The sequence below is a fragment of the Phenylobacterium sp. genome, from assembly GCF_046290725.1.
GTDB lineage: Bacteria > Pseudomonadota > Alphaproteobacteria > Caulobacterales > Caulobacteraceae > Phenylobacterium.
Window position 1 is genome coordinate 56,672 of sequence record NZ_JBKBUH010000001.1, and the last position, 22,152, is coordinate 78,823.

General features: G+C 69.1%; 21 protein-coding genes and 2 tRNA genes. 9 read left to right on the forward strand and 14 right to left on the reverse strand.

The genetic code is table 11. The features are described 5' to 3' along the window. Window positions 1-29: 29 nt before the first annotated feature. From ACK41C_RS00310 to ACK41C_RS00320, 3 genes are all read right to left on the reverse strand, one after another. A complete protein-coding gene (locus ACK41C_RS00310) occupies window positions 30-482 on the reverse strand; it encodes a hypothetical protein (RefSeq protein ID WP_409648934.1) in 453 nt (150 codons plus the stop codon). Further along, window positions 479-1,084 carry a response regulator gene (locus ACK41C_RS00315; protein WP_409648936.1) on the reverse strand — a complete coding sequence of 202 codons (606 nt, stop codon included), beginning with the start codon at window positions 1,082-1,084 and terminating at the stop codon, window positions 479-481. The genes ACK41C_RS00310 and ACK41C_RS00315 overlap by 4 nt, the downstream gene beginning before the upstream one ends. Window positions 1,085-1,225: 141 nt before the next feature. Beyond that, window positions 1,226-1,299 (reverse strand) — tRNA-Gln (locus ACK41C_RS00320). Between the two features lie 144 nt (window positions 1,300-1,443). Here ACK41C_RS00320 and ACK41C_RS00325 point away from each other — a divergent pair. Further along, window positions 1,444-1,520 (forward strand) — tRNA-Pro (locus ACK41C_RS00325). An 86-nt stretch (window positions 1,521-1,606) separates the two neighbouring features. Here ACK41C_RS00325 and ACK41C_RS00330 read toward each other — a convergent pair. From ACK41C_RS00330 to ACK41C_RS00340, 3 genes are all read right to left on the reverse strand, one after another. Beyond that, window positions 1,607-2,032, reverse strand: a complete 426-nt coding sequence (locus ACK41C_RS00330; protein ID WP_409648938.1) for a hypothetical protein — start codon at window positions 2,030-2,032, stop codon at window positions 1,607-1,609. Then, entirely contained in the window at window positions 2,029-3,150 is a 1,122-nt protein-coding gene (locus tag ACK41C_RS00335) for a hypothetical protein (protein WP_409648941.1), read from the reverse strand. Before ACK41C_RS00335 ends, ACK41C_RS00330 begins: the two co-directional genes overlap by 4 nt. 171 nt (window positions 3,151-3,321) lie before the next feature. Next, window positions 3,322-3,480 (reverse strand): hypothetical protein, encoded by a 159-nt coding sequence (locus ACK41C_RS00340; RefSeq protein WP_409648944.1) that lies wholly within the window; start codon window positions 3,478-3,480, stop codon window positions 3,322-3,324. A 131-nt stretch (window positions 3,481-3,611) separates the two neighbouring features. On the opposite strand from ACK41C_RS00340, the gene ACK41C_RS00345 reads away from it, so the two are divergent. The 3 genes from ACK41C_RS00345 (at window position 3,612) to ACK41C_RS00355 (ending at window position 4,882) form a co-directional block, all read left to right on the forward strand. Further along, window positions 3,612-4,031 carry an EVE domain-containing protein gene (locus ACK41C_RS00345; RefSeq protein ID WP_409648947.1) on the forward strand — a complete coding sequence of 140 codons (420 nt, stop codon included), beginning with the start codon at window positions 3,612-3,614 and terminating at the stop codon, window positions 4,029-4,031. 53 nt (window positions 4,032-4,084) lie between these two features. Then, window positions 4,085-4,411: an RcnB family protein gene (locus tag ACK41C_RS00350; protein ID WP_409648950.1), complete on the forward strand. Its 327-nt coding sequence runs from the start codon at window positions 4,085-4,087 to the stop codon at window positions 4,409-4,411. A gap of 81 nt (window positions 4,412-4,492) precedes the next feature. Next, window positions 4,493-4,882: a hypothetical protein gene (locus ACK41C_RS00355; protein ID WP_409648952.1), complete on the forward strand. Its 390-nt coding sequence runs from the start codon at window positions 4,493-4,495 to the stop codon at window positions 4,880-4,882. On the opposite strand, the gene ppc is transcribed toward ACK41C_RS00355, so the two are convergent. Then, window positions 4,879-7,533, reverse strand: a complete 2,655-nt coding sequence (ppc, locus tag ACK41C_RS00360) for a phosphoenolpyruvate carboxylase (RefSeq protein WP_409648955.1) — start codon at window positions 7,531-7,533, stop codon at window positions 4,879-4,881. The two genes, ACK41C_RS00355 and ppc, sit on opposite strands and share 4 nt — an antisense overlap. A gap of 172 nt (window positions 7,534-7,705) precedes the next feature. On the opposite strand from ppc, the gene ACK41C_RS00365 reads away from it, so the two are divergent. Next, entirely contained in the window at window positions 7,706-9,274 is a 1,569-nt protein-coding gene (locus ACK41C_RS00365) for a carboxylesterase/lipase family protein (protein WP_409653844.1), read from the forward strand. Between the two features lie 44 nt (window positions 9,275-9,318). Here the strand turns inward: ACK41C_RS00365 and eda are convergent, their stop codons facing one another. From eda to kduI, 5 genes are all read right to left on the reverse strand, one after another. Continuing rightward, window positions 9,319-9,948 (reverse strand): bifunctional 4-hydroxy-2-oxoglutarate aldolase/2-dehydro-3-deoxy-phosphogluconate aldolase, encoded by a 630-nt coding sequence (gene eda / locus ACK41C_RS00370; RefSeq protein WP_409648957.1) that lies wholly within the window; start codon window positions 9,946-9,948, stop codon window positions 9,319-9,321. Beyond that, window positions 9,945-10,964: a sugar kinase gene (locus tag ACK41C_RS00375; protein ID WP_409648960.1), complete on the reverse strand. Its 1,020-nt coding sequence runs from the start codon at window positions 10,962-10,964 to the stop codon at window positions 9,945-9,947. The genes eda and ACK41C_RS00375 overlap by 4 nt, the downstream gene beginning before the upstream one ends. 79 nt (window positions 10,965-11,043) lie before the next feature. Then, complete coding sequence (locus tag ACK41C_RS00380; RefSeq protein WP_409648962.1) at window positions 11,044-13,875, reverse strand: TonB-dependent receptor; 2,832 nt, start codon at window positions 13,873-13,875, stop codon at window positions 11,044-11,046. A gap of 179 nt (window positions 13,876-14,054) precedes the next feature. Next, window positions 14,055-14,813, reverse strand: coding sequence for a 2-dehydro-3-deoxy-D-gluconate 5-dehydrogenase KduD (kduD, locus tag ACK41C_RS00385; protein ID WP_409648965.1), 759 nt, complete (start codon window positions 14,811-14,813; stop codon window positions 14,055-14,057). A 5-nt stretch (window positions 14,814-14,818) separates the two neighbouring features. Next, entirely contained in the window at window positions 14,819-15,667 is an 849-nt protein-coding gene (kduI, locus tag ACK41C_RS00390) for a 5-dehydro-4-deoxy-D-glucuronate isomerase (protein ID WP_409648968.1), read from the reverse strand. Between the two features lie 225 nt (window positions 15,668-15,892). On the opposite strand from kduI, the gene ACK41C_RS00395 reads away from it, so the two are divergent. Continuing rightward, window positions 15,893-16,177, forward strand: a complete 285-nt coding sequence (locus ACK41C_RS00395; protein ID WP_409648971.1) for a helix-turn-helix domain-containing protein — start codon at window positions 15,893-15,895, stop codon at window positions 16,175-16,177. A 33-nt stretch (window positions 16,178-16,210) separates the two neighbouring features. Here the strand turns inward: ACK41C_RS00395 and ACK41C_RS00400 are convergent, their stop codons facing one another. After that, window positions 16,211-17,548, reverse strand: a complete 1,338-nt coding sequence (locus ACK41C_RS00400) for a polysaccharide lyase family 1 protein (protein ID WP_409648974.1) — start codon at window positions 17,546-17,548, stop codon at window positions 16,211-16,213. Between the two features lie 140 nt (window positions 17,549-17,688). On the opposite strand from ACK41C_RS00400, the gene ACK41C_RS00405 reads away from it, so the two are divergent. Continuing rightward, window positions 17,689-18,558, forward strand: coding sequence for a 2-keto-4-pentenoate hydratase (locus ACK41C_RS00405; protein WP_409648977.1), 870 nt, complete (start codon window positions 17,689-17,691; stop codon window positions 18,556-18,558). Then, the gene (locus ACK41C_RS00410) at window positions 18,536-19,819 is read left to right on the forward strand and encodes an MFS transporter (RefSeq protein WP_409648980.1); all 1,284 of its coding nucleotides are present in this window, start codon (window positions 18,536-18,538) and stop codon (window positions 19,817-19,819) included. Before ACK41C_RS00405 ends, ACK41C_RS00410 begins: the two co-directional genes overlap by 23 nt. Before the next feature lie 81 nt (window positions 19,820-19,900). On the opposite strand, the gene ACK41C_RS00415 is transcribed toward ACK41C_RS00410, so the two are convergent. Beyond that, a complete protein-coding gene (locus ACK41C_RS00415; protein WP_409648983.1) occupies window positions 19,901-20,953 on the reverse strand; it encodes a LacI family DNA-binding transcriptional regulator in 1,053 nt (350 codons plus the stop codon). A 139-nt stretch (window positions 20,954-21,092) separates the two neighbouring features. On the opposite strand from ACK41C_RS00415, the gene ACK41C_RS00420 reads away from it, so the two are divergent. After that, on the forward strand, window positions 21,093-22,139 hold the full coding sequence (locus ACK41C_RS00420) for a mechanosensitive ion channel family protein (RefSeq protein WP_409648985.1): 1,047 nt from the start codon (window positions 21,093-21,095) through the stop codon (window positions 22,137-22,139). Window positions 22,140-22,152 lie beyond the last annotated feature (13 nt).

Genomic DNA, 22,152 nt, shown 5'->3' on the forward strand with positions numbered 1-22,152 from the left:
CTTGATCCCCATCAAGCTTGGCCTTGGGTTCAATCCCCGTAGCGCGAGCAGACCTTCTCCAGCCCTTGCAGGATCTGCGCCCCCTCCTCCTCGGAGACCGCGCCGGGCTGGCCGAGCAGGCGCAGGGCGCGCACGTGCACGGCGATGGGCTCGGCCTCGAACCGCCCGCGCGACATGCGGTCCAGCAGTTCGCAGAGCCCGTGCGCCGCCGAGGCCGCGCCGTCCAGCCCGCACGCGCCGGCCACGGCGATCAGCAGTTGGGTCTGGTCATAGGCGGCCTGGATCAGGCCGGGTCCCTGCCCCGGCGGGCGCAGGAGCGTCTCCAGGGCGTCGATCCCGGCGCCGAGTTCGGCCAGCAGCTCCTCGCGCATGGCTTCGACATTGGCCTCGGCGCGACGGACCGCCTCGGGCACGGCCACGCCCGGCCCGCGGCGCAGCTTCTGCGCCATGGCGTATCTGGGGCGGTGGTACTTGACGGTCACGAGCTGACTTTCTTGGGCTGGAGGAGCTGGTCGACCTCGGACTGGTCCAGATTGGGCTCGAGCGCGCTTCCCACCTCCATGGAGAGGTCGCCCTGCCGGCGCCAGACGCCGTCCGGCGGCGGCTCGTACTTGAAGCGGCGCTCTGGCCCGACATAGGCCGCGCACTCCACGAACGGCCGCGTCTCGCGCGCGATCCACAGGATCCGCTCCAGCAGCACCGAGGGGCTGGCCGGCTTGCCGATCACGAAATGCGCGCCGCAGTCGCGACCCCGCTCCACCTTCGACCGCGGCGTATGGCCGGCCAGGATCAGGACGGGTGCGAAGCTGTTGGGATGGCGCGGAGCACGCCGCAGGGCGGAGACGAAGTCGTAGCCGTCGCCCTCGCCGTCGGGCAGGCGCGCATCCACGATGATCAGGTCCATCACCGTCTGGGCCAGCATCTCCATGGCCTCGGCCTGGGTGAGCGCCCGATGCAGCGACTTGGCGCCGAAACCGGTGAGCATCTGCACATAGATGTCGGCTTCCGTCACAGCCGGCTGCAGCAGCAGGATCTGCGTATCCTGCAGGTTGAAGCGGGAAAGCGGCTGCGCGATCAGAGCCATGCGAAGTTCGTGCGAGAGCCCGCCCTGGAACGCGCGAAGCCCGTCGGCGCCGGGCCTGAAACAACTGCCGAGCGAACCTTTAAGGCAAAGCTCGTTAACAGGGCGCTGACGCGCGCGGGCAGGATGTCGCAGTGAGGGATGTGGCTGGGGAACTAGGACTCGAACCTAGAATGACGGTACCAAAAACCGCAGTGTTACCATTACACCATTCCCCAGCAGGAACGGCGACGGGGGCTGCGCCCCGCGGCGAGGGCGTGGAAATAGCCCAACCGCTTCGACGATGCAACGCCCTCTCACGAGAGCTTTTCAAGGTCGCTTGCGGGGCGCCTGCGGCTCCTCTATAAGGCCCGCTCCCAAGTCGGAGTGTGGCTCAGTCTGGTAGAGCACCGCGTTCGGGACGCGGGGGTCGCAGGTTCAAATCCTGCCACTCCGACCATTCATTTCCCCGCTGAGGCGGGGTCTCGATTCTCCCGAAAACCTACCGTGTCAGGCCCGCAGACGAGCGGCGCCGTCTCGCGTGCTCTAAGGCGCATCCACCGGCGCCGGGAACCACGCGCCGCCGTCCGCGGGCAAGACGTCCTGGAACCACCTGATCCGGCTGAAACGCGGATCGCCGGCGAGTTGGGCGTGAAGATCCTGCAGGAATTGCACATAAGGGCCGGGCTTGGGCCACAGGCGAAACGTCATGTCCTGGGTGACCAGCACGAACTCCTGGATCTTGGTGAGGCGTAGCCAGAACCTGGAGCGGTCGCGCCGAACATCGAACTCCCAGCCAAGTTCCTGGCAGTTCTCCGGCGCGGCCACTTCGTAGCCCTGCTTGGTCAGCAGCGCGCCGATGGCCCGGGCGACATTCGCCCCGGCGAACTGGACCTCGTCGCCCGCCGCGTCATAGACGGTGTCGTCGGGGAATTCGGCGAGGAACTCCACGCTCCCTCTCGGCTTCGTCATTGTTCGCCCCAATTCAGATCATATAGGCCGCCGCCGACCGCTGCGCCGAGGCCGCCCACACGCGCCTTGAGTGGCGCGGGACTGCCATACCAAAACCGCCCCACCGGGCCGCGCCTCTCGAGCCCGAGGTCTCTTCCGCTCCAGCGCTCGCCTCGAACGCCTGTACCATAGAAACGTGGATCGACTTCATAATGGAGTTCGTAGAAGTCGCCGCGACTGATACCGGGCGGGACCAGCCTGTTGAACGGGCCGTCCATGTAGTCCTTTGGCAAAGGCCCTCCGCCGAGAAAATCCGGCAGCCTCGTACGCCTCGGGATGAAGTGGCTACCCATATTCGATGACGGATACGGATCAGAGAGATGCGCGGCGGCCCTCGGGCTGAATCCCTGAGCCAGATACTTCTCCGTATTGCCGACATTGGCGGCGCGGGGGAGCCCCTTCACCGCCTTCGCCGCGGGTCCGCCGACAAACAGCGACCCCACGTCGAAAAGAAGTTCACCCTGGTTTTGGGCGATATCGAAGTTTCGACGCAGCTCTCCGGCGAAGGTGGGCGCCGCCGGCGTCGCGGTCGGATCGAGATCACGCCGCCATTGCTTCGCCGTCTCCGTTACATCCGTCACGACGCTTCTAGGGTTGGCGGTCGCCTTTTGCACGTAGTCGGCGGTCGCCGAGCTGAAGTTCCTGCTGGCCCGGTGAAGCTGTTCGACCGCGGATTCACCCGGTGGACTCATCAAGACATCGAGGGGATTCGCCAGCCGACTGGCGAAAGCTGCGCCGTCGACCAGCCCTTGCACCGCGTGCACGCCTCCTCTGACGACGCCGATGGCGTTTCCTGCGCCGCGCACGGCATCGACGGCGACGACTCTGGCCGTGGGACTCTGGCCTACACGCTCCACCACATCTGCGAGTTGGACCTTGGCCTTCCGTGTGCCCTGCGAGACCGCATTCGCAGCGCGCTCCTCATACTTTTGAATGAGCCTCGCACCGTGCTCTACGACCTCTCGAGGTGAGGGCAGCTTGAGATCCTCACCTGCGCGGATCGCCTTTCCGTACGCCTCATGCGCGGCCGCCTCGGCTTCACGGCCGAAGCGGGCGACCCTTCGCTTCTGACGATCCATGAATTGCCCAATACTCTCGCCCATGCGTCAGCACCGCCCCCGTGATCTCTGAAACCTGCCGGCCTCGCCCAATCCGCCCAGCACAGCTTGAGTGTACCTGACCTAAGCGACAGGTCAAGAACAAATCAAGAACAAATGGGGAGCCCGCCAGGACCGACCGGAGGCGGAGGCCTAGCGCCCGTCTCGGCGGCTCCGCCAGCGTCCGACCGCTCCGCCGATCACGGCGGCCAGGGCGATCCCGACGGCGATGCCGATGGGCGCATTGTCGAAAGCTGCGCCGACGGCGGCCCCCAGGCCGACGCCCAGCGCGATCCAGATGGCGAGGTTCATGGCCGGCTCCTTGCGTTCAGCCCCAACCGGCGGCGCGCCGGCTCGGTTTCGGCGCGGGCGCGCCTTCCACCTTGGCCGTTCGCCCCCGGCGCCCGTAGCATGCGCCGCCTCGAAGACGGAGACCTGCGCCCATGGCCTACTGGCTGCTGAAGTCCGAACCCGACGCCTTTTCCTGGGACGACCTCGTCGCGCGCGGCGAGGCGGGCGAGCCCTGGACGGGCGTACGCAACCACACCGCCAAGCTGAACCTGATGGCCATGAAGGTCGGCGACCGCGCCTTCTACTACCACTCCCAGGCCGGCAAGGAGATCGTCGGCGTCGCCGAGGTGATCTCCGAGCACTATCCCGACCCCACCGATCCCAAGGGCGTGTTCGTCTGCGTCGACGTCCGGGCGCTGGCGCCCCTGCCCCGCCCCTTCACCCTGGCCGAGGCCAAGGCCGACCCGGCGCTCGCCGCCATGTCGCTGGTGACCTCGTTCCGCCTGTCGGTCCAGCCGGTGACCGAGGCGGAGTGGAGGCACATCTGCCGCCAGGTCGGCGCGAAGCTTTGAACCCGAGGCGCGACGCAGCCGTTCTGTCGTCGAGGGACGTCTGGAGCGACCGAATGAAGCCCCTTGTCATTCTGCTTTCCGCCGCCGCGCTCGTCGGCTCCGGCGCGACCGCCGCCGCCAAGCCCGGGCCGCCGGGCGGCCATCCGCACGGCATGCCGCCTGGCCAGGCCAAGAAGATGTGGCGCTCGGGCGAACGCATCCCGCGCGCCTACTACACCGAACGGACCTACTACATTGTCGAGCCGGCCCGCTATCAGCTGCGTGCGCCGCCGCCCGGCTATCGCTGGGTGCTGGTGGAGGACGACGCCTATCTGGTCCGCCGCGATACGGGTCTCGTGGCCGATGTGGTCGCCAACGTCGTGGCCAATCTCATCCGCTAAGCGACCCTTACGGGTCTAGATTGCAGGAAACCCCCGTCTCTGGTCTTCTCCCGCGGGGAGAAGACGACGGGGGTTTTCAATATGTCTCGGATTTCGACCGCCTTTTTCGGCGTGGCGGTGCTCTATGCGATCGCTGGCATGGTGCTGGGCATGGTCATGGGCGCAAGCCAGGACTTCGCCATGCGGCCGCTGCACGCGCACATCAACCTGCTCGGCTGGGCGGGCCTGGCGATCATGGGCGCCTTCTACGGCATCGCCGGCGCGCGCGCTTCCAGCCGCCTGGCCTGGACGGTGTTCGCCGTTTCCAATCTCGGCAACCTGCTGACGCTCGCCATGGTCTACAAGATCAGCAGCGGCCAGCCGCCGATCGCGCCGGTGCTGGTCGCCGGCGAGATCCTGATCGTCGCCGGCATGGCGCTGTTCGGCGTCTCGGTGCTGCTGGCCGGCCACAAGACGGCCGCGGCCGCCTAACCGGTGTTGCGCAGGCCGGCGGCGACGCCGGCCACGGTCAGCTGGATGGCCAGGCGCACGGCGGCGCTCTCGTCGCCGGCGCGCCGACGGCTGAGCAGCTCCACCTGCAGGTGGTTCAGCGGATCGACCGCGCGCGCCGCCAGGGCGACGGACTCGGCCAATTCCGGCTGGATCTCCAGAAGCTCGGTCCCGCCGCGGATCGAGAGCGCCAGCTCGCGCGCGGCCTCGTATTCCCGCCGGATCGGATCGAGGATCTTCTGCGCCAGGGCCGGGTCGGGCGTCAGCTCCGCGTACTTGCCGGCGATCTCCATGTCCGCCTGGGCGAGCGCCAGCTCCATGTTGGAAAGCAGCGAGCCGAACAGGTCGTCGGCCCCGGCCAGGTCCGCCAGCTCCGAGGCCGACAGCCCCGCCCGGCGCACCCCGCCGGCGAAGCCGTACCAGCCCGGCAGCATGAACCGCGCCTGCGACCAGGAGAACACCCACGGGATCGCCCGTAGGTCCTCGATCCGCCGGCTCTGGGTGCGCGAGGCCGGGCGCGAGCCGATGTTCAGGTGCACGATCTCGGCGATCGGCGTGGCCGACCAGAAGAAGTCCTCGAAGCCCGGGGTCTCGTAGACCAGCTCGCGATAGGCGGCGAAGGACGCCTCCGCCAGCCGGTCCAGCGCCGGGCTGCGGCCGTCTTGCACCGCTGCGCCCTTGCGGCTGGCCAGCACCACAGCGGCCACCAGGCTGTCGAGATTGCGCCGCGCCGTCGGCTGCTCGCCATAGCGGCGGGCGATCATCTCGCCCTGCTCGGTCATGCGCAGCCGGCCCTGCACGGTGCCGGCCGGCTGGGCCAGCACCGCCTCGGCGGCCGGCCCGCCGCCGCGCCCCACCGAACCGCCGCGGCCGTGGAAGAGCTGCAAGCCCACGCCGGCGGCCTCACAGGCCTGGGCGAGTTCGCTCGCCGCCCGCGCCACAGCCCGGCGCGAGGTCACATAGCCGCCGTCCTTGTTGGAGTCGGAATAGCCGAGCATCACCTCCTGCACGGCCTCAGGCCCCAGCAGGGAGCGCGCCTGCGGCAGGGCGAGCCAGTCGGAGATCACCTGCGCGCCCCGCTCCAGGTCGCCGATGGTCTCGAACAGCGGCGCCACGCGGACCTTCGAGCTCGACCGGGCGCCGCCCGTCACCAGGCCCGCCTGCTTCAGCAGCACCAGGGGTTCCAGGATGTCCGAGACCGTCGCCGACTTGGAGATCACATAGGCGCCCAGCGCCGCCGCGCCGTAGCGCCGCGCCGCCTCCGCCGCGGCGTCGTACACCCCGAGCTCCCGCGCCGTGACCTCGGAATAGTCCGCGAAGGGCGAGCGCAGCGGCCGTTCGTGGGAGAGCTCGGCCAGCAACAGCTTCACCCGCTCGGGCTCGTCCAGCGACAGATAGTCCGGCCCCTCGCCCGCCCGGGCGAACAGCTCGGCCAGCACCGCCTCGTGCACGTCGGCGTTCTGGCGCAGGTCGATGGCCAGCAGATGGAAGCCGCAGGCGCGCGCCACCTGCAGCAGGGTTCGCAGTCGCGCCCCCACCAGCCGCTCGCCCAGGTTTCCGGCGATGGAGTCCCGCACCGTCTCCAGGTCGCCGATGAACGCTGCGGCGCTGTCATAGGCGGGCGAGCGGGCGGGGTAGGAGCCGCCCGCCAGTTCGTTGGCGGTGGCCGACAGCCGCTCCCAGATCTGCTCGAGCGCGAGGCGATAGGGCTCGTCCTGGCGGTGAACCGAATTCTCCGGCGAGGCGGCGGCGATCGCCTTCAGGCCCTCGCTGACCGGGGCGAGCTCGGAGGAGACGGCCATGTCGAACCACAGCCGCCGCACCTCGTCGGAATAGAAGTTGAGGGCGAGCTTGGCCTGAGAGCGCAGGGCCAGCCTCAGGGTCTCGCCGGTCACGCCCGGATGGCCGTCGCGGTCGCCGCCGAGCCACGAGCCGAGCTTCAGAGGGATCGCCGAGAGCCCGGCGTCCCCCCACTGGTCGTAGAGCTCGACCAGGGCCGGCAGGATCGACTTGCGCACCACCGACATGGCGTTGCGGATCTCGTCGGCCGGGGCGATCCGATCGGGCCGGTGGAAGCGGGTGCGCCAGAGCAGGGCCACCTCGCGGAAGAGGTCGTCCTGCAGCCGCGTATCCAGCGTCGTGGGCAGGTGGTGCCGGCGCAGGGCCATGAGGCGGGAGATCTCGGCCTCCCGGTCCACCACCGCCCGGCGGCGCACCTCGGTCGGATGGGCGGTCAGCACCGGCGAGACGTCCAGCCCCGCCAGCAGCCCCTTCAGCTCGTCCTCGCCGACGCCCTCGCGGCGCAGGGCCTCCACCGCGGCCGGCAGGCTGCGCGGGCGGTTTGAATCGCCGTCGGCCTCCGCATGGCGGCGGCGACCGGTGACGTCCTCCGCGATATTGGCCAGCACCGAGTGGCAGGTGAAGGCGCGGGCCAGAAACAGCGCCTCCTCATTGGTGAGCGTGTCGAACAGGCTCTCCAGCGGGCTTTCGTCCTCGTGGCCGGCCGCGGCGCGGGCGCGCTCCACCAGGGCCGCGGCTTCAAGGCCGTCGAGATAGGCGATCACCTGCGCGAGCAGGTCGTCGAGCATTCGCACGTTCTGCCGCACGTCTCGGCTGGTGGGAGAGGCCATCATCGCGCGGCATCTAAAGCCAGACGCCGCCGATAATTCCAACCCGGGATCGCAGCGTTCGCTCAAGAATCCACGCCGCCCCGCGCGCCGAGCTTTCCCTTTTCTGGATACAAATGTTACCGGTGTCATAGTTGACGCCGCCTGGGGAGGTGCGCGCTTGTCGAAGGAAAGTCTGCTGGTCCCGAGCCGGCGAACGGCGCTGGCCGCCGGCGCCCTGCTCGCCGCCGCGCCCAAGGCGGTGTTCGCCCAGGCCCCGAGCGTGCTCGCGACCACCCGCCACGGGCCGGTGCGCGGCGACGTCCAGGACGCGATCTGCGTGTTCAAGGGCGTGCGCTACGGCGCCGACACCGCCCCGCGCCGCTTTCGGCCGCCTGCGCCGCCCGCGCCCTGGCGGACCCCAGCTGAGGCCTTCGACTACGGCCCCGCCTCGCCGCAGGGCGGCCGCGAGGCGCCGCGGAGCGAGGACTGCCTGTTCCTCAACGTCTGGACGCCGGCAGTGCGCGACCGCGGCCGGCGGCCGGTGATGGTCTATCTGCACGGCGGCGCCTATGCGACCGGCTCCGGCTCCAGCCCGCTCTATGACGGAACCCGCCTGGCCCGGCGGGGCGATGTGGTGGTCGTCACGGTGAACCACAGGCTGAACGCCTTCGGCTACGCCTATCTGGCCCGTTTCGGCCGGCCGGAGCTCGCCGACTCGGGCAATGTCGGCCAGCTCGACATCGTGCTCGCCCTGCGCTGGGTGCGCGACAACATCGCCGAGTTCGGCGGCGATCCGGGCAATGTGACGCTGTTCGGCCAGTCCGGCGGCGGAGCGAAGATCGCCACCCTGATGGCCATGCCCGCGGCCGCCGGCCTTTTCCATCGCGCCGCCACCATGAGCGGCCAGCAGGTGACCGCCTCAGGCCCCCTCAACGCCACCCGCCGCGCCGAGGCCTGGCTGGAGGCGCTGAAGCTGCGGCCCGACCAGGCGGGAGAGCTCCTGACCCTGCCCGCCCAAAGCCTGGTGGAAGCCCAGTCCGCCCGCGATCCGATCCTGCCGTTCGGAGGGATCTATTTCGGGCCGGTGCTGGACGAACGCAGCCTGACGCGCCACCCCTTCTACCCCGACGCCCCGGCCCAGTCGGCGCACATCCCCATGATCATCGGCAACACCCACGACGAGACCCGGGCCTTCCTCGGCGGGGACGAGGCGAATTTCCATCTGACCTGGGATGAGGTTCCGGCCAGGCTCGCCCCCGAGATGCGGGTCGACATCAGCCCCGAGCTCGTGGTGGAGACCTATCGCCGGCTCTATCCGCACTATTCGCCGAGCGACGTGTTCTTCTCCGCCACCACGGCGGGCCGCTCCTGGCGGGCGGCGATCATCGAGGCCGAAGCCCGCGCTCGCCGGGGATCGCCGGCCTTCGTCTATCAGCTCGACTTCCGCGCCCCGGAAAAGGGCGGCCGCATGGGCGCCTTCCACACTCTCGACATCCCGCTGGTCTTCGACAATGTCGCCGCCCCGGGATCGCGCACCGGCTCGAGCCCGCAAGCCCAGCGCGTGGCCGACCTGATGAGCGAAGCCTTCCTCGCCTTCGCCCGCACCGGCGACCCGAACCACGCCGGCCTGCCGCCCTGGGAGCCCTACGGCCTCGACCGGCGCCAGACCATGATCTTCGATACGTCCCCGCGTCTGGCCGACGACCCCCGCGGCGCCGAACGCGAACTCTTCGCCAAGGTCCCATACATCCAGCCCGGGACGTGACGCCACTTTCTCCGCTGCGAAGCGGGGGGTGGAAACGAGGCCCCCTATCCCCGCAGCGCCGCGGCTTCGCGCGCCAGGGCCTCGATCGCCGCCCAGTCGCCGGCCGCGACCAGGGCCTCGGGCGCCAGCCAGGAGCCGCCGACGCAGACCACATTGGGCAGGGCCAGGTAGTCGCGGGCGTTCTTGGGGCTCACCCCGCCCGTCGGGCAGAACCGCGCCTGGGGGAACGGCCCGGCGAACCCGCGCAGCAGGGCGACGCCGCCCACCGCCTCCGCCGGGAACAGCTTGAAGGCGCGATACCCCGCCTCCAGCCCCATCATCAGTTCGGAGGCCGATGCGACGCCGGGCAACAGCGGGATGGTCGCCCGCCGCCCCGCGTCCAGCAGGCTCGGCGTCGCCCCGGGCGAGACGGCGAACTTCGCCCCTGCATCGGCGGCGGCGGCGAGGTCGCGCTCCGACAGCACCGTGCCCGCCCCGACCAGGGCGCCGGGAACCGTTGCGGCCTGGGCGATCGCTTCCAGCGCGGCCGGCGTGCGCAGGGTGATCTCGACGCTCGGGACGCCGCCCGCCACCAGGGCGCGGGCCAGGGGCGCGGCTTTCGCGGGATCGGAGATCGTCACCACTGCGATCACCGGGGCGGCGGTCATGTATTCGAGGATGGGATCGGGGCTCATCGCTTCACGTCCAGGCCGTCGCCGGCGACCAGCGCCCGCACCTCGGCCTCCTGCACCAGATTGAAATCACCAGGGATGGAGTGCTTCAGCACCGCCGCGGCCAGGCCGAACTCCAGGCTCGCCCGGTCGCTCTCGCCGCCCAGAAGGCCGTGCAGCACGCCGGCGGCGAAGGCGTCTCCGGCCCCGATCCGGTCGACGATGCCCCCCAACGGATAGGCCTTGGTCGTGATCCACGCCTCGCGGGTCGCCAGCGTCGCCGAAAGGTCCTGCCGGTCGACGCCGTGATGGGTGCGGACCGTCGCGGCCAGGCGCTGCAGGTTCGGGAAGGCGGCGAAGGCCGCCTCGGCCGCCCGGCGGCGGCGCTCCTCCACCGAGCCTCTGGAATAGTCGCCGCCCAGCACCAGGCCGATGTCGCGCTCGTCGGCGAAGGCCACGTCGGCGCATTCGAAGATCGCCCGCAGGATGGCCGGCGCATCGCCCTGCCAGGCCGCCCACATGGTGGCGCGGAAATTGCCGTCGAAGGAGACCTTCACCCCCAGCCGCCGGGCCTCGCGCGCGGCGCGCACCGCCGCCTCCGCCGCGCCGGCGCCGATGGCGGGCGTCACCCCGGAGAGATGCAGCCAGGCGGCGCCGGAAAGCCGCGTCTCCCAGTCCACCGCCCCCGGATCGGCCACGGCGAAGGCGGAGCCGGCGCGGTCGTAGGTGACCTCCGAGGGCCTGAGCACCGCTCCCGGGCTCAGGAAATAGAGCCCCATCCGCCCAGGCGCGAAGCGCACGCCGGAGGTGTCGACCCCATGCCGGCGCAGCTCATCGCGCGCGGCTCGGCCCAGCGCGTTGTCGGGCAGCAGGCTGACCACCGCCGCCTCGCGCCCGAAGCGGGCCAGGGAGACCGCGACATTGGCCTCCGCCCCGCCCACGCAGACGTCGAGCTGCGGCGACTGCAGGAGCCGCCCCGCCCCCGGCGCGGAGAGCCGCAGCAGGACCTCTCCGAAACAGACGATGCGGCCAGGGCTCACGGACTTCCTCTTCGTCTAACAGGACGGCGCGCCGGGGGCCCGGCGCGCCGCAAGGAAAATACACCCTCTAAGGGGAGGTTCAGAAGGTGTATCGGACGCCAACCAGGATCTCCCGGCCGGTGTGGTGGTAGAACTGAACGCGGTTGCTGGAGTCGACGAACTGGTCGGAGAACTCGTCGGTCAGGTTCACCCCTTCGATCGAGAACTTGATGTTGTCGTTCCAGGTGTAGGTCAGCGAAGCGTCGACATTGAAGGTCTCGTTCGTCCCGTCGAAGTCGGTCCCGGCCTCCTGGCCCGGCACGCGGGTCAGGTAGCGGTCGCGATAGGCCGCCGAGACGCGGGCCGACCATTTGTCGTCCTCGTAATAGACGGTCGCGTTGTAGGACTTGCGCGAGAGGCCGGTGATGTCGTTGGTCGCCAGCACCGCGCCCGCGGCGTCGAGATAGTTAATCTCCGACTTCACATAGGTGTAGTTGGCCAGCACGCCGAGATTGGCGAACAGGCCCGGCAGGAAGCTCAGCGGCTGCTGGAAGCTGATCTCATAGCCTTCCAGGGTGCCGCCGGGCGTGTTGCGCGGGGTCGAGAACACCCAGTCGGACGAGGGACTGCAGCCCGGCGTCGTCCCGCAGGCGGCGACCGCCACGCTGTCGGGCAGGCCGAACGGGTTGTTCGAGAAGCTGGTCGTGGTCCGCTGGGTCTGCACGAAGGAGTCGACGTCCTTCTTGAACAGGGCCAGGCTGACCAGGGCCTCGGGCGCATAGTACCACTCGAAGGACAGGTCGAAGGCGTTGGCCCGGAACGGATCGAGGTTCGGATTGCCCGCATTGACCGTGCGGTTGGCGCCCGAAACATTGATGGTGGCCCCGGGCGTCAGGTTGCCGAGGTCCGGCCGCGACATGGTCTTGGCCGCGCCGAAGCGGATCAGGAAGCCTTCGAACGGCTCCAGCACCAGGTTCATCGACGGCAGGGTGTCGTCATAGGTGCGGTCCACCGTCACCGCCAGCGGCGTGCCGGAGATGGCGGTGAAGCCGCGGGCCGACTGTTCGGTCTTCACGTAGCGGACGCCGAAATTGCCGCGGAAGGGCATGGAGCCGAGCTCGGTCGCGAAGTCGACCTGCACGAACCCGCCCTTGTCGGTTTCCTTCACGCCGCGATTGTTGCCGAGCGAAGGCTCCGGGCCCAGCCGCCAGGCGCCGCCGAAGGCGGTGGGATCGCCCAGCGAGAACAGGCCCTTGGCGATCTGATAGTCCGGCACCACCCAGCTGGTGGCGTTGCCGGCCGGCATGTCCAGGCCGCTGCCCGGGAAGTTCACCAGCTTGGCGTAGGAGGACAGCGGGATCGCCGCGACAGCGGCGGGAACCACAGGCTCCTGGTTGGTGGTGGTGCCGTTGGAACGGCGGAATTCGGTGGTTTCGAACTCGTACCGCTTCCACGACAGGCCGGCCTTCACCTTCAGGATGTCGGTGAGGTCGTACTGCACCTCGGCCTGGACGGTGTCGTAGGTGTTGACCGCCGTCTGGGGCCGCATCCGCACCTGGGTCAGGCGCCAGGCGTTCGGGTCGGTGAGGTTGGCGTTGCCATAGGTGATCAGCGGCACCCGGCCGCGGCTGTAGTCGTAGCTGTAGCCATCGACGTTGAACTGATCCCAGATCAGGGTGGTCTGGACCGGGTTGTCGTGATCCGACTTCGAGTGCCCGGCCAAGGCCCGCATCCGCAGGCGGTCGGAGAACTCGTGGGTCAGGTCCAGCGAGTACTGGGTGAAGGTGGTGGTCAGCTCGTCGAACCGGTCTTCCACCCTAAGGTCGACGTCGTTGAACGTCCCCGAGATCAGGGTGTTGTTGGCGTCGATCACGCCCGCCAGCACATCGGTGTCGGCGATGCCGCAGGTGGTGGGCCGGTTGGCCGCGGTGCAGGCGCCGCCGACGCTGAAGGACGGGGCCTCCAGGAACATCTCCTCCCGCGTGCCGTCGAGCTTGGCGTAGAGGGCGTCGAAGGTCAGCAGGGTGACGTCGGTGGGCTTCCACTGCAGGGAGAGGGTGGCGCCCAGGCGCTCCATCTCCTGCTCGTACTTGTCGAAGCGCGGGAAACGCGGGTGGTAGGCTGCATTCACCTGGGCGAGGGTCGGGCCGCCGGCCGGGGCGCTCTCGAAGCCCGGCGCGAAGGCCGTGCCCCGCGCCCAGCGCACCGTGGAGGTGCCTTCGTCCAGCAGCTTGCGCTTGGCGTAGGCCACCGAGACCAGGGCCCCGAAGGTCCCGTCGCCCCAGGTCTTGGAGATCAGGGCCGCCATACGCGGGCTCGTCTCTTCGGACAGGTCGTTGTAGCTGGCCTGGGCCGAGGCGGTGAAGGTGAAGTCGCGGGCGTAGTCCAGCGGCCGCGCGGTGCGCAGGTCCACCGTCGCGCCCAGCGAGCCCTCCTCGGTCTCCGCCGCCGCCGTCTTCTGGACGGTGATGGCGTTGAACAGGTCCGAGGCGAAGATGTTGAAATCGAAGCCGCGGCCGCGGTTGGTGCCGCCGTTGGCGTCGGTGCCGCCCGCCGTGGTCAGGGCCTCCATGCCGTTGATGCGCACGCGGGTGAACTGCGGCCCCAGGCCCCGCACCGAGATCTGGCGCCCCTCCCCGCCCTCGCGGGTGATGGCCACGCCGGAGATCCGCTGGATCGACTCCGAGAGGTTCAGGTCCGGGAACTTGCCGATGTCCTCGGCCAGGATGGCGTCGGCGGCGACAGCCGAGTCGCGCTTCACGTTCAACGCCTGCTGCAGGCTGCTGCGGAATCCGGTGACGACGATTTCCTCGACTTCGCTGTCCTGGGCCTGGGCGGCCGACGCGCCGAGCCCCGCGAAAGCGAAGGCCGAGACCGCGGCCCCGCACAGCAGGGCGTGCGTCCGGCGACGCGGATGTTGGATAGCTGCCATTGTAACTCCTCCCTGCGGGCCGCCGGCGGATGCTTCCTCCTGACGACACCGGTGCGCCCGAGGACGCGTTCCCCAAATTGACACCGGTGTCAGCGAGCGACCAGCCGTTCTGACACCGGTAGCAAAATCCTGTTTAACTCCAACTAAGCCTTATGACAAGCCGGTGAACAGGCCTTGCGTCAGCGCGCCAGCCAGCCGCCGTCCACCGGCACCACGGCGCCGTGCATGTAGTCGGCCGCGCGCGAAGCCAGGAAAACCGCCGCGCCGCCCAGGTCCTCCGGCCGCCCCCAGCGTCCGGCGGGGATGCGTCCTAGGATCTCCCGGCTACGCCCCTCGTCGGCGCGCAGGGCCTCGGTGTTGTTGGTCTCGAAATAGCCCGGCGCAATGGCGTTGACGTTGATTCCCTTGGCCGCCCATTCATTGGCCAGGAGCTTGGTCAGCCCCGCCAAACCGCTCTTTGAGGCGGTGTAGGACGGCACCCGGATGCCGCCCTGGAAGGACAGCATCGAGACGATGTTGACGATCTTGCCGCCGCCGGCCTTCAGCATCTCCCGGGCCGCGGCCTGGGAAAGGAAGAACGCGGTCTTCAGGTTGGTGTCCATCACCGCGTCCCAGTCGGCCTCGGTGAAGTCGATGGCGTCGGCGCGGCGGATGATGCCGGCGTTGTTGACCAGGATGTCCAGGCCGCCCAGCCGCTCCACCGTGGTCCGCACCACCCGCTCCACCGGCTCGATGGAGGAAAGGTCGGCCTCGACGAAGGTGAAGCGGCGGCCGGCCGCCTCGACCTGACGACCGGTCTCCTCGGCCGGGCTGCGGCCGACGGCGGCGACGTCGGCACCGGCCTTGGCGAGCGCCACCGCGATCCCCTGCCCGAGGCCCGTATTGGCGCCGGTGACCACAGCCACCCGGCCCTCCAGGCTGAACGGATTGTCGGTCATCGCGCTCACTTCAGCTGGCAGATGTCGAGGACGTGCATGTCGGTGTAGTCGAGGTTCTCGCCGCCCATGGCCCAGATAAAGGTGTAGTTGCTGGTGCCCGAACCCATGTGGATCGACCACGGGGGCGAAACCACCGCCTCGTCATTGGCCATGACGACGTGGCGGGCCTTGTCCGGCTCGCCCATGAAGTGGAACACCCGGTCGTTCTCCGAGAGGCCGAAGTAGAAATAGACCTCCGACCGGCGGTCGTGCAGGTGCGGCGGCATGGTGTTCCAGACGCTGCCGGTCTTGAGGATCGTCAGGCCCAGCAGCAGCTGGGCCGAACGGCAGGTGGCCGGCACGATGTACTGATAGATGGTCCGTTCATTGGAGGTCTCGAGCGCGCCGCGCTCCAGGGGCACGGCGTCGGCGATGGAGATGTGCTTGGTCTCGAACCGCGCATGGGCGGGCGTGGAGACTAGGTAGAACTTGGCGGGACTAGTCGGGTCGGCGGCGGCGAACACGACCTCCTTCGACTCCATGGCCACATAGAGCCCGTCCTTGGGGTTCAGCGTGTAGGCCTGGCCGTCGACCGTGACCACGCCCACGGCGTCGGAGACGTTGACGACGCCGAGCTCGCGGCGCTCCAGGAACGGGCGCCCCTTGGCGGACTCAGGTTCGGTCTGGTCGGGCAGGCGCACGGGCTCCGCACCCGGCATGGCGCCGCCGATCACGAAGCGCTCGTAGTGAGTGTAGTTCAGCACCACCTGCCCTGGCGCAAACAGGTCGCCGATCAGATAGCGGTCGCGCAGCTGGTCGTTGTCGACGCCCTCCATCATGTCCGGATGCGTGGCGTGATAGGTCTTCCTGTACACGGGCGTCCTCCCGGGATCTGTAGTCGCGGAGCGGTTTGTCGATCTGGTAACCGGTGTCATGCCTGGGCGCAAATCAAATCCGTCGGCTTTGGCGTCCGCCGGAAAATGCCGGCCGCCAATCGCTCGGCCGTGTCGGCGAGGCCGGGACATTCCTCAAAAACCTGGAAAATTGCAAATTGACACCGGTTACCTCGTGAGGCATTGGTCCCCTCGACGCGGGAGGACATGGTGACAAATCCGATCTTCGGCGACGAGTACGGCGCCCTTATCGACACCCTGATCGCGGCCCGGACCGACGCCGGCCTCAGCCAGCGCCAGCTGGCGCGGCGCCTGAACCGCTCCCAGAGCCACGTCTGCATGATCGAGAAGCGCCAGCGCCGGGTCGAGATCGTCGAGTTCTGCCGCATCGCCGCGGCGCTGCGGGTGGAGCCCGAAGCCCTGTTCGTCCGCGTTCTGGAGAAGATCCGCAAGGCCGAACATCCCGCCCCGCCGCTGCGCCGGGTGGCTTAGCCGCCAGAGGGGAAGCCCGGCGGCCCGCCGACCTCAGGTCCCCCGCGACTTCGCCCCGGAGTCCAGAACCTCCGGCCGCTTGGGGCTCATGTCGTCGAGGTTCCAGTCGTCGGGGTTGAACGGGCGGCGGGTGGGCTTGTGCTTGGGATAGCCCTGCAGGTCCTCCTCGCTGTCGATGATTTCACCGCGGCCCTCGGCCACGTCGGCGATCAGGCGAACATCGTCGGCGTCCCGGTCCCAGGGCCGGGCGCCGGCGTTGGCCAGGACGTGGCGCTGGACGTCCACCGCCGGCAGCGCCTCCAGCCCCTCCGGCCACAGGGGCGGGCGCTTGAGCTCGATGATCTTCGCAGGCCCGGTGGTGTAGCGGCCGAACATCGGCAGCGGCTTGCCGAACTTGTCGACGGCGATGTTGTCGCGCCCGAAGAATTCCAGGTCGCCGTCTCCGCCCAGGGTCAGGAACGGCAATCCCTCCACCGTGTCCTGGCCCCCCCGCAGGACGTTGCCGACCGCGACCAACTGCCCGGTCTGGAAGGGCTGGTCACCCCACTCCTGGGCCATCAGGTTGTAGTGCACCGCCCGCTGGCCGGGATTGAAGATCAGGTTGTTGGCCAGCACGCCGCGCACCCCGCCCTTGAACAGCGGATTGCGCTCGTAGTTGTGGGCGTAGAGGTTTCCGACGATCAGGATGTTGGTGATGTTGTCGTGGATCAGGCTGCCCTTGGAATGCTCGACCTTGGCGTGGGTCGAATAGGACAGGCTCTCGGCGATGATGTTGTTCGAGAAGGTGATGTTGCGGCTGGTGCCGACGCGCCATTCGTCCGGCGTGTTCCCCACGAACCGCGGTCCGGAGGCCGAGAGGTTCTCGTCCGTGCCCCAGGTCAGCGAATTGTGGTCGACGATGACGTTGTAGGAGATCCCCTGGGTGGAGATCGAATCGAAGTCGTGCCCGCTCTTCTTGGGGAAGCCCGCCTCGCCGGGCCGCACGCGGATGTGACGGACGATCACGTCGTGGGTGGCGATGTCGATGCCGCCGCGGATGAAGGTCACCCCCGGCGACGGCGCGGTCTGGCCGGCGATGGTCAGGAACGGCTCGCGGATGGTGAGGGTCTTGCCGCCCAGATCGATCACCCCGCCGACCTCGAAGACCACGGTCCGCGGCCCCTTGGTCTCCACGGCCTCGCGGAATGAGCCCGGCCCCTCCGCGTCCAGGGTGGTGACACGGATGATCTGGCCGCCGCGGCCGCCGGGAGTCTGAGCCGCCCAGCCCTGCGCGCCAGGGAAAGCCAGCGCGCCCTGCGCCGCCGCGGGCCCCTCCAGGCCGAGCGCCAGGCAGGCCGAAAGAACAAGGGCGCACGCCCCGAATAGCCGCATGCCGTAGGTCTCCTCCCAACGAGCCGATTTAAGCGCGAGAACCGTGGTCCGTCGCATTGGGTTTGAAAATGACACCGGTTTCCTATAAGCACAACCGGACTTAAAGACGCCGAGCGCATTTTTCGGGGAGGACAAGGCGCGTGACCTTATCGCCGGCTCAGGCCGCGACTTCTTTGGAGCCTGCCGAGATCGCCGAGCGCCTGGTTCGCGCGCGACTCGACCGCAGGCCGCTGAGTGAATTTCCCGGCGGCGCCCTGCCTCCGGAGCTCGCCGTCAGCTACGCCGCCCAGGACCTCGCCATCGACCTGTGGCCCGACGAGGTCGCCGGCTGGAAGGTGGGGCGGATCCCGACCGAACTTCAGGAAAGCCTGGGCGCCGAGCGGCTGTGCGGCCCGATCTTCAGCCGGCGCGTGCAGATCGCCTCCGGCGCCGGGCCCACAGCCTTTCCCGTTTTCCAGGGCGGGTTCACGGCCGTGGAGGCCGAGTTCGTCTATCGGCTCGCCGCCGACGCCCCGGCCGACAAGACCGACTGGACGCCCGCCGAAGCCCTGAGCCTGGTCGACGGCCTGCACATGGGCGTGGAGATCGCCGCCAGCCCGCTGGCCGCCATCAACATCCTGGGCCCGCTCGCCGTCGCCTCGGATTTCGGCAACAACGACGGCCTGATCCTGGGGCCGGAACTGGTCGGCTGGCGCGACCGGACCGACGAGAGCCTGATCTGCGCCACCGAGATCGACGGCGTCACGGTCGGCGAAGGCTCCGCCGCGTCATTGGCGGGCGGGCCGGCGGCCTCGCTGGCCTTCCTGCTGAACAACACCGCCCGCCGCGGGCGGCCGCTCCGGCGGGGATGCCTGGTGACCACCGGCGCCGCCACGGGGATTCACGACATCAGGGCCGGCCAAACGGCCCGCATCAGCTTCGGCGAGTTCGGAGAGATCCTGTGCGTCGCACAGCCCGATCCCGCGGCCGCAAGCTCGGGAGGAAACGATGAGCACGACGACAAGGCCTGATTTCGCCGAGGCCGGAGCCAAGGTCGGCAACTTCCGCTGGGTGATCGTCGCCCTGCTGTTCACCGCCATGGTGATCAACTATGTCGACCGCCAGACCATCGGCCTGCTGAAGGGCGAGCTCTCGCAGGAGTTCGGCTGGAGCGAGAACGACTATGCGGACCTGGTCTTCTGGTTCCAAGCCTCCTACGCCGTCGCCTACCTCGCCTTCGGCCGCATCGTCGACCGCATCGGGGCGCGCTGGGGCTTCGGGATCGCCTTCCTGATCTGGCAGGTCGCCCACATCGCCCACGCCGGCGCGCGCGGCCTGACCGGCTTCATCTTCGCCCGCGTTGCGCTCGGCGTCGGCGAGGGCGGCGGCTTCCCCGGCGGCATCAAGGCCGTGGCCGAGTGGTTCCCGAAGAAGGAGCGCGCCTTCGCCACCGGCATCTTCAACGCCGGCACCAATATCGGCGCCATCGTCACGCCGCTGGTCATCCCCGCGATCACGCTGGCCTGGGGCTGGCAGATGGCGTTCATCGTCACCGGCCTTGTCGGCCTTGTCTGGCTGCCGATCTGGCTGATCGTCTATCGCCGCCCGCGCGAACACTCCAAGGTCACCGCGGCGGAGCTGGCCCACATCGAGAGCGACCCGCCGGACCCGGTGGAGAAGATCGCCTGGCGGCGCCTGCTGACGGTCAAGGAGACCTGGGCCTACGCCATCGGCAAGTTCCTGATCGACCCGATCTGGTGGATGTTCCTGTTCTGGTTGCCGGATTTCCTGGGCAAGCGGCACGGACTCGACCTGAAGACCTTCGGGCCGCCGCTGATCGCCATCTATCTGCTGTCCGACGTCGGCAGCGTCGGCGGCGGCTGGCTCTCCTCCCGCTTCATGAAGATGGGCTGGAGCATCAACGCCGCACGCAAGACCACCATGCTGATCTGCGCGCTTTGCGCCGTGCCGGTGGCCTTCGCCGCCTTCGCCTCCAACCTCTGGGTGGCGGTGCTGATCATCGGCCTGGCGACGGCGGCTCACCAGGGCTTCTCGGCCAATCTCTACACCCTGCCCTCCGACGTCTTTCCGCGGGCCGCGGTCGGCTCCGTCGTCGGTATCGGCGGCATGGTGGGCGCCATCGGCGGCATGGCCATGGCCAAGTACGCCGGCTACGTCCTCGACCAGATCGGCACCTACACCCCGATCTTCGTGGTCGCCGGCTCGGCCTATCTGCTGGCCCTGCTGGTGGTGCACCTGCTCAGCCCGCGCATGGAGCCGGCGAAGATCTGACGGAGGGAAGGTCCCTCTCCCAGATCCGAGCGGGGTCAAGGACGAGGCGCGGCTTTGCAGCCGCGCCTTTGTCGTGTCGGCCTATTTCGGAACCGGGCCTGAAGACTCGCGCACGACCAGGCTGGGCAGGCGCTGTTTAGGATCCCGTCGCTCGTCCTCGCGGCCCATCAGCTTCTCGGCGGCGAGGCGCCCGATCTCGCGCGTGGGCGTGCGGATGGTGGTGAGCGCGGGCCAGATGCGTGAGGCGATCTGGAAGTCGTCGAAGCCCACTACCGACAGGTCGCCGGGCACGGAGAGCCCCGCCTCCCGGGCGGCCTGCAACACGCCCGCAGCCATTTCATCGTTGCCGGCGAAGATGGCGGTGGGCCGCCGGTCCAGCGCCAACAGCGCTCGCGCCGCAGCGATCCCGGACTCGAAGGTGTAGGCGCCTTCCGCCACATGGCGCGGGTCGAGGGCGAGGCCGGCCTCGGCGAGCCCGTCCTCGAAACCGCCCAGCCGCTCGTGCGAGGACCGGAAGGTCGGAGGGCCCGAGATGAACGCCAACCGCCGGTGGCCCAGGGCGATCAGGTGCCGAGCCGCCTCCAGCCCCCCGAGCCGGTCCTTGGTCTCGATCATGTGCTCCGGCTCGTCCAGCGGCACCGAGGCGACGCGGACGTATTCGCAGCCGATCTCGTCCATCAGCTCGGCGATCCGGTCATCCTCCGAGACCGAGGGCGTCAGCACCACGCCGAACAGCTTCTGGCGTTCGATGAAGGCGCGGATCTCCGGCAGGACGTTGGGATCGCCCCGCTCGCACGGGTGCACCACCAGCTCGAAGCCCGAGCCGCGCATGCCGTCCAGCAGGCCGTTTTGCATGTTCACGACATACTGCGGATTGGGGTTGTCGTAGATCAGGCCGATCAGAAACGAGCGGCGGAAAGCGAGACCGCGGGCCTGAGGATCGGGCGCGTAGCCTGTCTCGGCGATCACCGCCTCGATCCGCTCGCGCGTATCGGCGCGGACGAAGGGCGACCCGTTGATGACCCGCGACACGGTCTTCTTCGACACGCCGGCCAGGCGCGCCACGTCGTTGATCGTCGGGCGGCGCCGCTCAAGGCCTTCGCCGCTCGCGCCCTGGGTTCTGGGTGGCTTCACGTCCGCTCCACGCCGCCATGCCGGTTCGGCTTGTTCATAAACTGCGTCGTGATCCTGAACAGCCCACCTTGCTGTAGCCTGGATACCGGTTACCGCGTCCTCAAGGCAACCAGCGTTGCGGCTTGGCCGTTGCCGCAGAATGACAGAGGCCGCCGCACCTGCGATCGACCAGCTGCTGTTGACCCGCCAGGCGCTCGCCGACGGGTGGCTGCCGTTGCTGGTCCAGTTTGTCGTGGCTTTCGCAGTCTTCGCCGTAGCCCTGTTCCTGGCCAAGCTCGCCCGGGCGGGGCTGGAGCGGATGAAGCGGCGCACGCGCCTCTCCGCGCCGTCCTTCTACATCATCCAGAAGCTGAGCATTTACGGCCTGATCTCGGCCGGCCTGTTCGTTGCGCTTTCCACCGCAGGGATCAACCTGACCTCGCTTGCCGTCTTCGCCGGCGCGCTGGGCGTGGGGCTCGGCCTTGGCCTGCAGGGCGTGGTGCGCGAGTTCGTCTCCGGCCTGGTGGTGATCTTCGACCAGAACGTACATGTAGGCGACTTCGTGGAGCTGGAGAACGGCGTGCGCGGTGAGATCGTCGAGGTCGGCCCACGCGCCACCCGCATCCGCACCAATGACGCCCTGGATGTGGTGCTGCCCAATTCCAAGCTGATCGACAGCCAGGTCACCAACTGGACCCTGCGGGGCGAGACCCGGCGGATGCACATCCCCTTCGCCGTCGCTTACGGCGCGGACAAGGCCAAGGTGCGCGAGGCGGTTCTGGCGGCGGCGGCCAAGGTGCCTTTCACCCTGCCGGAAACCGAGGCGCGCCGCAGCCAGGTCTGGCTGGTGGGATTTGGCGACTCCTCCCTGAATTTCGAACTGGTCGTCTGGCCCAACGCCGACGCGGCCCGACGCCCGGCGGCGATGCGCGCCGCCTACACCTGGGCGATCGACGACGCCTTGCGCGAGGCGGATATCGAGATCCCGTTCCCGCAGCTGGACGTGCGCCTGCGCGCCCTGTTCGGCCGCGAAAACGGCGACGCCCTGGAAGCGCTCAAGGCCCGCAGCCCGCCGCCTCCACCCGCCGCTCGCGCACCGCGCGCCGCCGCCCCCAACGACGCCTTGGAAGACCTCCAGCACGCGCCCGAGGAGTACGATCCGGAGGGGCGCGCGCCGCTCGACCCGCCGATCTCGCGCGACGCTTGAAGCCGCGGATGGA

Excerpts from the sequence above, each read along its gene's own strand:
- ACK41C_RS00315 (WP_409648936.1), bottom strand. The coding sequence starts at position 1,084 with ATGGCTCTGATCGCGCAGCCGCTTTCCCGCTTCAACCTGCAGGATACG.
- ACK41C_RS00330 (WP_409648938.1), bottom strand. The coding sequence starts at position 2,032 with ATGACGAAGCCGAGAGGGAGCGTGGAGTTCCTCGCCGAATTCCCCGAC.
- ACK41C_RS00335 (WP_409648941.1), bottom strand. The coding sequence starts at position 3,150 with ATGGATCGTCAGAAGCGAAGGGTCGCCCGCTTCGGCCGTGAAGCCGAG.
- ACK41C_RS00340 (WP_409648944.1), bottom strand. The coding sequence starts at position 3,480 with ATGAACCTCGCCATCTGGATCGCGCTGGGCGTCGGCCTGGGGGCCGCC.
- ACK41C_RS00345 (WP_409648947.1), top strand. The coding sequence starts at position 3,612 with ATGGCCTACTGGCTGCTGAAGTCCGAACCCGACGCCTTTTCCTGGGAC.
- ACK41C_RS00350 (WP_409648950.1), top strand. The coding sequence starts at position 4,085 with ATGAAGCCCCTTGTCATTCTGCTTTCCGCCGCCGCGCTCGTCGGCTCC.
- ACK41C_RS00355 (WP_409648952.1), top strand. The coding sequence starts at position 4,493 with ATGTCTCGGATTTCGACCGCCTTTTTCGGCGTGGCGGTGCTCTATGCG.
- ppc (WP_409648955.1), bottom strand. The coding sequence starts at position 7,533 with ATGATGGCCTCTCCCACCAGCCGAGACGTGCGGCAGAACGTGCGAATG.
- eda (WP_409648957.1), bottom strand. The coding sequence starts at position 9,948 with ATGAGCCCCGATCCCATCCTCGAATACATGACCGCCGCCCCGGTGATC.
- ACK41C_RS00380 (WP_409648962.1), bottom strand. The coding sequence starts at position 13,875 with ATGGCAGCTATCCAACATCCGCGTCGCCGGACGCACGCCCTGCTGTGC.
- kduD (WP_409648965.1), bottom strand. The coding sequence starts at position 14,813 with ATGACCGACAATCCGTTCAGCCTGGAGGGCCGGGTGGCTGTGGTCACC.
- ACK41C_RS00395 (WP_409648971.1), top strand. The coding sequence starts at position 15,893 with ATGGTGACAAATCCGATCTTCGGCGACGAGTACGGCGCCCTTATCGAC.
- ACK41C_RS00400 (WP_409648974.1), bottom strand. The coding sequence starts at position 17,548 with ATGCGGCTATTCGGGGCGTGCGCCCTTGTTCTTTCGGCCTGCCTGGCG.
- ACK41C_RS00410 (WP_409648980.1), top strand. The coding sequence starts at position 18,536 with ATGAGCACGACGACAAGGCCTGATTTCGCCGAGGCCGGAGCCAAGGTC.
- ACK41C_RS00420 (WP_409648985.1), top strand. The coding sequence starts at position 21,093 with ATGACAGAGGCCGCCGCACCTGCGATCGACCAGCTGCTGTTGACCCGC.